Consider the following 11,418-nt stretch of genomic DNA (forward strand, 5'->3'; position numbering starts at 1 on the left):
TCACACACGGTTCGACATCGTGCTGGTTCGACACTGCGGCTTGGTTCGAGACTGAGGAGCTTTCGTGGCTGAGCGGGAAGAGCCGGGTGGGGACCGACGGCGCCACCCCGAACGTCCCCCCGGCGGAGGCCGTCCGGCCCCCCGGCGTAGGCCGGAGGACGCGATTCCGCCCCGTCGTGCCCAGGGAGAGGCCCCGGTGCCTCGCCGGAGGCCGCCGGAGGGCAGGGCGTACGACGGGCCGCCGCCGCGCCGACGGACGGACGCGCCGCCGCCTCGCCGTCGACCCGCGCCCCCGCCTGGGTCGACCGAGGAGACCGTCATCTTCGAACCGGTCGGCGGTGGCACCGCGACCGAGGAACGTCCGCCGCCGCGCGAACTGGGCAAGGGCGGCACCGCCATCCGGACGGTGGGCGAGCTCCTCATCACCGCGGGACTCGTGGTGCTGCTGTTCATGGTCTACGAGGTCTACGTGACAGACCTGTTCTCCGCGGGCAAACAGTCCGAGGCCAGTTCCGAGCTGGACGGCGAGTGGGGCAAGGACCGGCAGCTGCACCCGGACCTGGTCGACGGGAAGGCGTTCGCCAGGATCCACATCCCGGTCTTCGGCGCCGACTTCAACTTCACCATCCAGGAAGGCACCACCGAGGCCGCGCTCGAAGTCGGCCCCGGCCACTACAAGGGCACCGCGCTGCCGGGCGAGCCGGGCAACTTCGCCATCGCCGGCCACCGGGTCGGCAAGGGCGCGCCGTTCAACGACCTGGACAACCTCAGCTCGTGCGACCAGATCATCATCGAGACGCAGACCGACTTCTACATCTACAAGGTGCTGCCGTACAAGGACGAGGTCGAAGGCTGGGCGGCGGGCAAGGGCGCGCAGCCGAAGTGCAAGAACGTCGGGACCCTGCGCGACCCGAACGCCGTCGACGGCGGCGCCTACGGCGAGACCAACGGCCGCCGCATCGTGTTCCCGACCAAGGGTGAGACGGTGAACCCGGTGCCGTACAAGGACCCGGGGATCCTGCCGAAGGCCGAACAGGTCTCGCTGCTCACGCTGACGACGTGTCACCCGAAGTTCTCGGCGAAGGAACGGCTCATCATCCACGCGGTGCTGGCTCAGCAGGTGCCGAAGAACCAGGTCGGCACCTACGCCGAACTCCTGCCCAAGATCTCGGAGGCGCGCTGATGTACGGCTGGATCTGGCGCAAGCTGCCGGGGCCCTTCGCGGTGAAGCTCGCGACGGCGGTCGTGCTGGCGCTCGGGGTCGTGGCGCTGCTGATGTTCGTCGTCTTCCCCTGGCTGGAACCGCGGCTCTGGTTCAACGAAGTGAGCGTCCAGTAGACGCGCGGTTCGGCGTCTTCCTCGTCTCCGGGCGGTTTCCCGGGCAGGAGGACGCCGATGTCCTGCGTCGCTCGGTCGACGCCGCCATCGCCGCGGAACGGGCCGGGTTCGACGACGTGTGGTTCGCCGAGCACCACTTCATGCCGTACGGCGTCTGCCCGTCCGCGATCACCCTCGCCGCGCACGTGCTGGGCCGCACCGAGCGGATCGCCGTCGGCACCGCGGTGAGCGTGCTGTCCGTCGCGCATCCGGTGGCACTGGCCGAGCAGTGGTCGATGCTCGACGCGGTTTCCGGTGGACGGCTGCGGATCGGCGTCGGCCGTGGCGGGCTGTGGCAGGACCTGGAGGTCTTCGGCACCGGCGCGTCCCGCTACGAAACCGGGTTCGAAGAGAGCCTCGACCTGCTGCTCACGGCGATGACGTCGGAGACGGTCTCGGCCGACAGCGACCATTTCGAGTTCCGCGAGGTGCCGATGGTGCCGCGGCCGGAACGCGCCCCGCGGCTGGTCGTGGCCTGCGGCGACGCCCGTTCGCGGGCGGTGCGGCTCGCCGCAGATCGCGGGCTGCCGATGCTGCTCGGGCTGCACACCGACGACGACGGCAAGATCGAAACCCTTGCCGCGTACGGGGAATCCGCCGCCGAGCACGTGTCGACGGTGATGTGCCAGGTCGGGGACGACGCGCTGGACGTCGTGCGGTCGGCGTTGCCGGGTTCCCTGAAAGAGGGATTCGCCGGGCACGTGTACCTCGACGGCAAGCGAGGACTGGACAAGGACCCGGTGGCCTACACCGACAAGCTGTGCGAGATGCACCCGATCGGCGGCGTGGAGTACTGCGTCGACCGGCTGGGAACGAGCATCCGGCGTACCGGGATCTCCCACGTGATCATGATGGTGGAAGCGTCCGGTACGCCGGAGGGAACGCTCGAGAACATCGCGCGGATCGGGGAAGAGGTCCTTCCCGTGCTACGCAGGGGTTAGCAGTCGCGCAGTTCCGGGCTCTGGTTCAGCAGCTGACCACGCACCGAGATGAACGCGCGGTAGCGGTCACTGTCCACTTGGGACGGTTTGAACGCGGCGACCCGGTGGCAGTTCTGGAACGCGAGCTTCACCCCGAAGTGCCGCTCCAGTCCGCCGCGGATGGAGTCCGAGGCCAGCGCCCGCAGCAGCTGGCCGCGTTCGGCCTCGCTCGGCGGCGGCGTCTCGTTGTCGGCGAACCCGTCGGCAGCGCCATCGGCCTCCGCGATGACACCGGTGATCACGGTCCAGGCGTAGGGCAGGGACTCCCGGACACAGGCGACGAATTCGGCGTCGGAGACCTCCCCGCGCTCGGCCTTCTCCAGCAGCGCGGGCGATACATCCAGAGACATCGAACCTCCGAGAGAGACACGGTGAACGTGGGCCATCTACCTGACTACTCACCCGCGGCCCGAGCCACAAGAGAAAACGATCATCATCACCACTTTGGCGGAAGCCGTCGTCACTCCCAGCGAAAGAGCTTCGCCGCCACGACACAACTGCCCACCGCGAAAGCCGCCAGTACGGCGAGTTGCAGCGGTTGCGCGCCGGTGCCGGTCCAGGCGTCCTCAAGGGCTTTGACGCCCGGCGGGATGTACGCGCCGATGTCGCGGATGGCCTCCGGCAGCAGCGGGCGCGGCAGCCACACGCCGCCGAGGAACATGACCGGGACGTAGGCGATCATCGCGATCCCGCCGGCGGCGCGGCTGGTCTTGGCGACCGCCGCCGCGATCAGGCCGAGACCGAAGATCGCGATCGTGCCGAGAACGAACGTCAGCAGGAAGCCGAGCGGGTGACGCGGGCTGGGGACGTCGAAGACGACGCCCGCCGTCACGAGGAGGATGCCGACCCCGCCGATCGTCACGGTGACGTTGATGATCAGCTGCGCCACCAGCAGTTGCGCCGGGTGCACCGGGGTGGTGGCGAAGCGCCGGAGGATGCCCTGTTCGCGGTAGGACGCGATGATCCCGGGGATCGCCTGGAGGCCCATCATGGCCATGGTCAAGACGATCATCGACGGTACCCAGGCGTCGAGGAAACGCATCCCCGTCGCTGTCCCGCTGTCCGCGCGAATGGCGGGAATGGCGCCGAGGACGGCGGTGATGGCCGTCGGCAGGAGCAGTCCGCCGAGGACGAAGCCGGGCGTGCGGAGAGCGAGTTTCGTTTCGGTCAGGGTGATCTTGGCGAGTGTGTTCATCGGTCGTCTCCTCGGCTCAGTCGCGGCCGGTCAGGGTCACGAAGGCTTCGTCCAAAGTGGATTTCCCGGCGCGGTCGCGGAGTTCGGCCGGCGTACCGGTGGCGGCCACGTGGCCGGCGTCGAAGATCGCGAGGCGGTCGCAGAGGCGTTCGGCCTCGTCCATGAAGTGCGTGACGAGCAGGACGGTGACTCCGGTGTCGCGCACGGTCTCGACGAGCTTCCAGGTGTCGCGGCGGGCGTGCGGGTCCAGTCCGGTGGTCAGTTCGTCGAGGACGGCGACCTCCGGGCGGCCGACCAGCGCGAGCGCGATCGAGACGCGCTGCTTCTGGCCGCCGGAAAGCTTGCCGAAGTACTGGTCCCGCTGCCCGGTGAGCCCCAGCTTCGCGAGCAGGTCGCCGGTGTCGGCGGGATTCGCGTAGAAGGACGCGTAGAGGTCGAGCGCCTCGTGGACCTTGATCTTGTCCGGCAGGCGGCTCTCCTGGAGCTGCGAGCCGAGTCGCTGCCGCAACGCGGCGTGGTCCTTGCCGGGGTCGAGACCGAGGACCGACATGGTGCCGGAGTCCGGCGTGCGCAGCCCCTGGAGGCATTCGACGGTGGTGGTCTTGCCCGCGCCGTTGGTCCCGAGGATCCCGAAGATCTCGCCCTGTTCCACGTGGAACGAAACGTCGTCGACCGCGACATGCTCCCCGTACGTCTTGCGGAGGTTGCTGACTTCGATGAGTGGCATGCGAAAAACGTTATGGCGCAACGGATCTGGCCAGAATGGCGCTGAACCCACAACGGGGGTGGGGCTGGACCCACCCTGATCGGGGGCCTGTGGTCACTGTGCCGCGCAGGGGCGGTGGGGAAGACTTCGTCGCATGTTCCGCACCTACCTCACCTCAGTGCGCCGCGGCTTCGCGCTCGCGGGGTTGGCGCTGGTGAGCTGGCTGGACCTGCTGCTCGAACTGGTGGGTTTCTGCCTGCTCTGTGTCGGCCTGGTCTTCGCCTACACGCTCGCGCTCGAAGGGACGCGTCCGCGCGCCGCGCTCACCCGGCGGCTGGCCGGACGCTGGTGCGGCGTCGACGTCGAACCGCCCTACCGGCCGGCGCCGCCGGAGCCGGAACGTGAGCGCGACGGCTGGTACCGCGACGGGAACAGCCTGTTCAAGCGGTCGTGGTTCATCAAGTGGACCAAACGGTTCGAGTGGATCTCCGAAGATCCGGCGACCGGCCGCGATCTCGGCTGGCAGCTGTGGAACCCGCTCGCGGGGCTGCTGCTGATACCCGCCGTTCTGCTGTCCGGGCCGCGCGCGCTCCGGCTGTACGGGAAGTGGACGCGCTGGTGGCTCGGCCCCCGCCCGGCTCGGGCCGGGGGCGGCTGGGTGAGGAGCAGGTCGAAGGCGCTGGGATTCCAGTTGGGCCTGTTCGCGCTCTCGGTCGCGCAGCTCGGGATGGCGATCCCGACGCTGCTCAGCCTGATCTGGCCGTCGCCGCTGTTCCCGACGATGGTCGTCGCCGGTCGCACGGTGACCGACACCCTGCGCCGCGAGGCCAAGAACTGGACCGGGGTGCGGATCGACCGACCGTACCTGCCTGAGCCGCCGTTCCCCGTCCCCCGCGCGGACGGGATGTACCAGTACGGACGGCAGCTTTACGACACTCCGTGGTGGCCGGCGCGGCTGGCGCGCCTGCGCTGGGTGATTCGGGACCGGGCGACCTGGCGCGACCTGGCGGCCGCGGTGGTCAACTCCGTGGTGTTGCTGCTGATGGTGGTGCCGACCGCGGCACTGGTGTTCGCCGGGCTCTGGGCCGTGGTGGCGCTGTGGATCTGGCGTCCGTTCGGGCAAGCGCTCGCGCTGACTCCGGTCGCGGTGGCCGCGATCGCCGCCGGGCTGCTCGCGACGCCGTGGCTCGCCCGCTCGGGAGCGCGCTTCGCGAAGCTGCTTCTCGGTCCGACAGAGGCTTCGCGGCTGGCGCAACGTGTCGAACGGCTGAAGCAGACGCGGACCGACGCGTCGGTCGCGCAGGCCGCCGAGCTGCGGCGCATCGAGCGGGACCTGCACGACGGCGTCCAGTCGCGGCTGGTCGCCATGGGGATGAAGCTGGGCGCGGTCGAAGCGCTGATCGACAGCGATCCGGCCGCGGCGAAACGGCTGGCCGCCGAGCTGCGGCACACATCGTCCGAGACGCTGACCGAGTTGCGGCTGCTGGTGCGCGGGATTCACCCGCCGGTGTTGTCCGAGCGCGGGCTCGGGGACGCGGTGCGGGCGATGGCGCTGGACAGTCCGCTGCGGGCGTCGGTGAGCGGCGACCTGCCCCGGCTGGAGCAGCCCGCCGAGGCGTGCGCGTATTTCGCGGTCAGCGAGCTGCTGGGCAACGCGGCGAAACACGGAGAGGCACGGCGAGTGTCGATCGAACTGGGCTACGAAGACGGTCTGCTGCGGATCGCGGTGACCGACGACGGGAAGGGTGGTGCGAACGCGGCCCGGGGGAGCGGGATTCGCGGGATCGAACGCAGACTGGGCGCCTTCGACGGTACTTTTGCTCTGACCAGCCCGCTCGGCGGGCCGACGAAGGCGATCATGGAGATCCCGTGCCAGCTCGACCCCGATGCGTCGTCGCCGAAGACCAGTACCTCCTCCGAGACGGCTTGACGCATTTGCTGACCGCGCACGGTTTCGACGTCGTCGAGGCGGTGGGCACCGGGCCGGAGCTGGACCGGGCGCTGCGCACGCACCGGCCCGAGGTTTCGGTCGTCGACGTCCGGATGCCGCCGACGCTCACCGACGAAGGGCTCCAGGTCGCGCTGGCGGTACGGCGTGACATCCCCGGTCTGCCGATTCTCGTTCTGTCACAACACGTCGAGCAGCTCTATGCGCGTGAGCTGCTCGCCGACGGTGCCGGCGCGATCGGCTATCTGCTGAAGGACCGCGTCTTCAACGCGGACCAGTTCATCGACGCGGTGCGGCGGGTGGCGGGCGGCGGGACCGCGATGGATCCCGAAGTGATCGCGAAACTGGTGGCGGGCAACGCGTCCGACCCGCTTTCCGCGCTGACCCCACGCGAACGCGAGGTGCTCGGCTTGATGGCGGAGGGGTGTTCCAACGCCGCGATCGCTGCGCGGCTGCACTTCAGCGAAGGGGCGGTGGGGAAGCACACCGCGAACATCTTCGCGAAGCTCGGCATCGTCGCTTCGGACGACACGAACCGCCGCGTCCTCGCGGTCCTCGCTTACCTCGGTTCCGCGTGAAGGCCCCCTTCCCTCGGCTCAGCCGAGGGAAGGGGGCCTTCACGCGCAGTTGGTTCAGCCTCGCGAGATGCGGGTCATTTCGTCGCGCTCCACGACCTTGACGCGCTCCCGGCCGTGCGGGACACCGAGCGACTTCTCGTGGGCGTCGAGCTTGCCCCAGCCTTCCCAGGTGGTGAAGGGAACGCCGCGTTCGGTCAGGAAACCGAGGATCGCGTCGGGGTCCTCGACGGCCGGGGCCGTGAGGTTGTCGGCGTCGGCCAGCAGGCTCGCGATCGTTTCGGCCGCGTCGCCCTTGGTGTGGCCGATGAGGCCGACCGGTCCGCGTTTGATCCAGCCGGTCACGTAGACGCCCGGCACCTGCTCCTCGTCGATGTCCAGCACCCGGCCGGCCTGGTTCGGCACGGTGCCGGTGGTGTGGTCGAACGGGATCTCCGGCAGATGCGACGACAGGTAGCCCACCGCGCGGTAGACGGCCTGGACGTCCCAGTCGTGGAACTCGCCGGTGCCGCGCACGTTGCCGTCACCGGTCAGTTCGGTGCGCTCGGTCCGCAGGCCGGTCACCTTGCCGTCCTCGCCGACGATCTCGCACGGCGAGTGCAGGAAGTGCAGGTGCAGCCGCTTCGGCCGGTCGCCCTGGTCGCGGATCGCCCACTCCTGCAGCGTCTTCACGACCATGTCGATCTGCTTCGACGCTCGCAGCGCGGCGATGCTGCCTTCGTCGAACTCGATGTCCTCGGGGTAGACGATGACCTCGACGTTCGGCGAGTGGTCCAGCTCCCGCAGCTCCAGCGGCGTGAACTTCGCCTGCGCCGGGCCGCGACGGCCGAACACGTGCACGTCGGTGACCGGGCTGGCCTTCAACCCCTGATAGACGTTGTCCGGGATGTCGGTGCTGAGCAGCTCGTCGGCGGTCTTCGCGAGGACGCGCGCCACGTCGAGCGCCACGTTCCCGACGCCGAGGACGGCGACCGAGGTCGCGTTCAGCGGCCAGGTGCGCGGCACGTCCGGGTGCCCGTCGTACCAGGAGACGAAGTCGGCGGCGCCGTAGCTGCCGTCGAGGTCGATCCCGGGGATGTCGAGCGCGCGGTCGGCCATGGCGCCGGTCGAGAAGATCACCGCGTCGTAGAACTGGCGCAGGTCGTCGAGCTTCAGGTCGGTCCCGTAGTCGACGTTGCCCAGCAGCCGGATGTTCGGCTTGTCGAGGACCTTGTGCAGGGCGGTGACGATGCCCTTGATCCGGGGGTGGTCGGGCGCGACGCCGTACCGGATCAGCCCGAACGGCGCCGGCATGCGCTCGAACAGGTCGATCGTCACGTCGGCGTCGGACTTGTCGAGGATGTCGGCGGCGTAGATGCCGGCCGGACCGGCACCCACGATGGCTACACGAAGAGAACGGCTCACTCCTAACACGGTAAGTTAGGTTGCCCTAACAATCATTGTGATCTGGCGTACGGTCCACCTGATGGGAGCCGCTAAGCTGGTTTCATGCGCGTGCTCGTCGTCGACAACTACGACAGTTTTGTCTACAACCTGGTCCAGTATCTGGCCCAGCTCGGCGCCGACTGCACCGTCTGGCGTAACGACGTGGTGGACGTCGACGAGCTCGGCGAGTTCGACGCGGTGCTCGTCTCTCCCGGCCCCGGAACACCGGAACGCGCTGGTCAGAGCATGGATGTCATCCGCGAATGCGCCAGGAAACGCATCCCGATGCTCGGCGTCTGCCTCGGCCATCAGGCCCTCGGCGTCGTCTTCGGCGCCACCGTCGACCGCGCCCCGGAACTGCTGCACGGCAAGACCAGTCAAGTCCACCATTCGGGCGACGGTGTGCTCGCCGGCCTCCCCGCGGAATTCACCGCCACGCGGTACCACTCGCTGACCGTTTTGCCCGAAACCATCGACGACGCCGTGTTCGAGATCACAGGCCGCACCGAGTCGGGTGTCGTGATGGGCATGCGCCACCGCGAGCTGCCGCTCGAAGGCGTCCAGTTCCACCCCGAATCCGTGCTCACCCAGGGCGGGCACCGGATGCTGGCGAACTGGATGGCTTCGGCCGGCCACCCGGTCCCCGACGCCACGGTCGACGAACTCGAACAGGCGACCCGCGCACTGCAGAAGGCCGCTGCTGCGTGACCTCGCTGATCCGGCTCGAAGGGGTCGGTAAGCGCTATGGCCGCGGCGAAGCCGTGCTCACCGACGTCGACCTCGACATCCCGGCGGGTCGCGTGATCGGCGTCCTCGGCTCGAACGGCTCGGGGAAGTCGACGCTGCTCAGGATCCTCGCGGCACTTTCCCGGGTGACTTCGGGAACCGTCGTGGGCGATCCGCGCGTCGGCTACCTGCCGGACCGCTTCCCGGCGGGGCAGCGGATGAGCGCGCGGGCGTACCTGCGGCACATGGCCCGCATCGACGGCCATGTCGACATGTTGATGATCGATCCACTGCTGGACCGGCTGGCCCTGGTCGGCGGACCGGACGCGCCCTTGCGGACCCTGTCGAAGGGCAACGCCCAGAAAGTCGGTCTCGCGCAGGCGGTCCTCGCCGAGCCGGACCTGCTGATCCTCGACGAGCCCTGGTCCGGGCTCGACGTCGAAGCCCACACGGTGCTCGGCGAACTCGTCGCCGAGACCAAGGAACGGGGCGCGAGCGTGGTCTTCACCGACCACCGCGCGGCCGTCGTGCACGCCCACGCCGACGTCGTCTACCGGATGGACGACGGTCTGCTGACCCCCGTCGAAGCAGGCGCGACGAGGATCGTCCTGCACGGACCGGATGGCGACTGGTCCTCGGAACCGGGTGTCAGTCAAGCCGTGGCCGAAGGCGGGAAAGTCACCTTGACCGTCGAAGCCGGGCACACGGACGCGGTCCTGCTGCGTGCGCTCAACCGCGGTTTCTCGGTCCGGGAGGTGGCGCCGTGCTCGCCATGACCCGCTACTACCTCGCGCTGCTCGGGCATTCCCAGCGCTACCTTCCCGCGGTCCTCGCCTACCTCGCGGTGAACACCGTGCTCTACACGGATCCGAAGTCGCCGCTGCTGCCGCAGTACGGGATCAGCGCGGGTTCGCTCCTGGTGGTCTCGTGCTGGCTGACGATCGCGATGCTCGACGTCGAGGACCCGGTGCAGCGGCTGGTGACCTTCAGCCACGCGCGACGCTGGCGATCGGTCCTCGGCGGCGCCACGCTGGCCGTTTTCGGTTGTGCCACGGTGCTGATCGTCGTGACGCTGGCCTGGTCGGGCCTCCGCTCCGGCGGCTTCCCGATCGGTGCCCTCGCCCTCGGGGCCGCGGCGCACGCGCTGTGCGCGTTGTTCGGGATCGCGATCGGACTGCCCTGTTCGCGGCTGTTGGTCCCGCGGATCGGCTGGTCGGTCTTGGCGGCGATCTTCGCGCTCGCGGCCGTACTCCTGGTGAAATGGCTGCCGCTGGCCAACCCGCTGCTGCGCGCCTTGACCTCGCAAAAATCCCTGCCCGGTCCGTTCATCGTGGCCGCGGTGGCGGCGGTCGCCGTCTTGCTGCTGAGCGCGACGGCCGTCGGACACCTGGTGCGGCGCAACGCCTGATGCCGCGTCTCATCGTGCTCAACGGCCCGCCCGCCTGCGGGAAGTCGACGCTGGCCCGGCGGTACGCCGAAGATCACCCGCTGACGCTGAATCTCGACATCGACCGGATCCGCGGCCTGCTCGGCGCCTGGCGTGACTACCCCGCGAAGGCCGGAACGCTCGCCCGCGACCTCGCCGTTGGCGCCGCGCGGACCCATCTGCTCGCGGGCCACGACGTGATAGTCCCGCAGTTCCTCGGCCGCGCCGACTTCCTTGAGCGACTGGAAACGCTCGCCGAGGCGACGGCCGCGGAGTTCCACGAGATCGTCCTCCTCGACACCAAGGACAACGTGCTCCGGCGGTTCGCCGAACGCACCCGCGCCGCGGCCGAGCCCGAACACGTCGAGGCGCACGAGATGCTGGGCGGGCCAGAACGGCTCGCGGCGATGTACGACAGGCTCGTGGCACTCATCGCGACGCGCCCGAAGGCGGTCGTGGTGCACACCAGTGCTGGGCGGATTCAGCAGGCCTACCAAGGCCTTTTGGACAGCTTGGCGCCCTGATGAGGGCCAGTCGTCCCAGGTGTCCACAAGGGACACTTCATGGCAGCCGAATGTCCGGTTGGTGGTTAGATGTGCGGTTTTCGGTGGGGGTCGTGAGTGACAATGACGGTTCTAACCCTCTTTGTCACTCACGACCACCCGCAAATCCGCACAAAGTGCCCAGAGCGGGCGTCGCCATCCCGCCAACTGTCACTTATGGACAGTTGGGAACGTGCCAGGTCTCTTTGGGGAGTCTCCCGGACCGCGATGCGGATCAGTCCGCCGCGCGATCGACATCCGCGAAGAACCGCTCAGGATCTTCGGGCGGAAGGTCACCGAGGAGCTCGATCAGCTCGCTTACCGGAACGAAGGCCGGTTTCTGGCCGTGCGGAACGATGTCGGCGATCGGCGTGCCATCACGTGTGAGAACGAAACCGTCGCCGGCTTCGAGAGAACGCACGACTTCCGGCATGTCGTTCCGCAGTTCGCGTTGAGTGATCCGCCGGATCATGTTTCCAACATAGCGGCCTCGCTGCCGCAAGCAGAAGGGCCCCGCA

At 68.9% G+C, this 11,418-nt stretch carries 14 protein-coding genes; 9 read left to right on the forward strand and 5 right to left on the reverse strand.

Annotation, left to right across the window (positions count from 1 at the left end; translation table 11 throughout):
- Positions 1 to 196: 196 nt before the first annotated feature.
- The 3 genes from ACOCEP_RS11275 to ACOCEP_RS11285 all read left to right on the forward strand — a co-directional run bounded on the left by ACOCEP_RS11275 (position 197) and on the right by ACOCEP_RS11285 (position 2,318).
- Entirely contained in the window at positions 197 to 1,183 is a 987-nt protein-coding gene (locus tag ACOCEP_RS11275; RefSeq protein ID WP_482337181.1) for a class E sortase, read from the forward strand.
- Positions 1,183 to 1,338 (forward strand): hypothetical protein, encoded by a 156-nt coding sequence (locus ACOCEP_RS11280; protein WP_125781595.1) that lies wholly within the window; start codon positions 1,183 to 1,185, stop codon positions 1,336 to 1,338. Before ACOCEP_RS11275 ends, ACOCEP_RS11280 begins: the two co-directional genes overlap by 1 nt.
- 62 nt (positions 1,339 to 1,400) lie before the next feature.
- Positions 1,401 to 2,318, forward strand: coding sequence for an LLM class flavin-dependent oxidoreductase (locus ACOCEP_RS11285; RefSeq protein WP_482339685.1), 918 nt, complete (start codon positions 1,401 to 1,403; stop codon positions 2,316 to 2,318).
- On the opposite strand, the gene ACOCEP_RS11290 is transcribed toward ACOCEP_RS11285, so the two are convergent.
- The 3 genes from ACOCEP_RS11290 to ACOCEP_RS11300 all read right to left on the reverse strand — a co-directional run bounded on the left by ACOCEP_RS11290 (position 2,315) and on the right by ACOCEP_RS11300 (position 4,279).
- The gene (locus tag ACOCEP_RS11290; protein WP_482337182.1) at positions 2,315 to 2,707 is read right to left on the reverse strand and encodes an SCO5389 family protein; all 393 of its coding nucleotides are present in this window, start codon (positions 2,705 to 2,707) and stop codon (positions 2,315 to 2,317) included. The two genes, ACOCEP_RS11285 and ACOCEP_RS11290, sit on opposite strands and share 4 nt — an antisense overlap.
- Before the next feature lie 110 nt (positions 2,708 to 2,817).
- A complete protein-coding gene (locus tag ACOCEP_RS11295; RefSeq protein ID WP_482337183.1) occupies positions 2,818 to 3,552 on the reverse strand; it encodes an ABC transporter permease in 735 nt (244 codons plus the stop codon).
- Between the two features lie 16 nt (positions 3,553 to 3,568).
- Positions 3,569 to 4,279 (reverse strand): ABC transporter ATP-binding protein, encoded by a 711-nt coding sequence (locus ACOCEP_RS11300; RefSeq protein ID WP_482337184.1) that lies wholly within the window; start codon positions 4,277 to 4,279, stop codon positions 3,569 to 3,571.
- A gap of 133 nt (positions 4,280 to 4,412) precedes the next feature.
- Here ACOCEP_RS11300 and ACOCEP_RS11305 point away from each other — a divergent pair, with 133 nt between their 5' ends.
- Positions 4,413 to 6,188 (forward strand): sensor histidine kinase, encoded by a 1,776-nt coding sequence (locus ACOCEP_RS11305; protein ID WP_482337185.1) that lies wholly within the window; start codon positions 4,413 to 4,415, stop codon positions 6,186 to 6,188.
- Positions 6,128 to 6,784, forward strand: coding sequence for a response regulator (locus ACOCEP_RS11310; protein WP_482337186.1), 657 nt, complete (start codon positions 6,128 to 6,130; stop codon positions 6,782 to 6,784). Before ACOCEP_RS11305 ends, ACOCEP_RS11310 begins: the two co-directional genes overlap by 61 nt.
- 54 nt (positions 6,785 to 6,838) lie before the next feature.
- Here the strand turns inward: ACOCEP_RS11310 and ACOCEP_RS11315 are convergent, their stop codons facing one another.
- Positions 6,839 to 8,158, reverse strand: coding sequence for an FAD-dependent oxidoreductase (locus tag ACOCEP_RS11315; protein WP_482339686.1), 1,320 nt, complete (start codon positions 8,156 to 8,158; stop codon positions 6,839 to 6,841).
- A gap of 111 nt (positions 8,159 to 8,269) precedes the next feature.
- Between ACOCEP_RS11315 and ACOCEP_RS11320 the strand changes: the two genes are divergently transcribed.
- From ACOCEP_RS11320 to ACOCEP_RS11335, 4 genes are read left to right on the forward strand one after another with little or no spacing between them, the layout of a single operon-like run.
- Positions 8,270 to 8,914: an aminodeoxychorismate/anthranilate synthase component II gene (locus tag ACOCEP_RS11320; RefSeq protein WP_482337187.1), complete on the forward strand. Its 645-nt coding sequence runs from the start codon at positions 8,270 to 8,272 to the stop codon at positions 8,912 to 8,914.
- The gene (locus tag ACOCEP_RS11325) at positions 8,911 to 9,708 is read left to right on the forward strand and encodes an ATP-binding cassette domain-containing protein (RefSeq protein WP_482337188.1); all 798 of its coding nucleotides are present in this window, start codon (positions 8,911 to 8,913) and stop codon (positions 9,706 to 9,708) included. The genes ACOCEP_RS11320 and ACOCEP_RS11325 overlap by 4 nt, the downstream gene beginning before the upstream one ends.
- The gene (locus ACOCEP_RS11330) at positions 9,696 to 10,340 is read left to right on the forward strand and encodes a hypothetical protein (protein ID WP_482337189.1); all 645 of its coding nucleotides are present in this window, start codon (positions 9,696 to 9,698) and stop codon (positions 10,338 to 10,340) included. The genes ACOCEP_RS11325 and ACOCEP_RS11330 overlap by 13 nt, the downstream gene beginning before the upstream one ends.
- Positions 10,340 to 10,882, forward strand: a complete 543-nt coding sequence (locus ACOCEP_RS11335) for an AAA family ATPase (RefSeq protein WP_482337190.1) — start codon at positions 10,340 to 10,342, stop codon at positions 10,880 to 10,882. The genes ACOCEP_RS11330 and ACOCEP_RS11335 overlap by 1 nt, the downstream gene beginning before the upstream one ends.
- A 253-nt stretch (positions 10,883 to 11,135) precedes the next feature.
- Here the strand turns inward: ACOCEP_RS11335 and ACOCEP_RS11340 are convergent, their stop codons facing one another.
- A complete protein-coding gene (locus ACOCEP_RS11340; protein WP_482337191.1) occupies positions 11,136 to 11,372 on the reverse strand; it encodes a type II toxin-antitoxin system Phd/YefM family antitoxin in 237 nt (78 codons plus the stop codon).
- Positions 11,373 to 11,418 lie beyond the last annotated feature (46 nt).

This window comes from Amycolatopsis sp. CA-211722, from assembly GCF_056828465.1.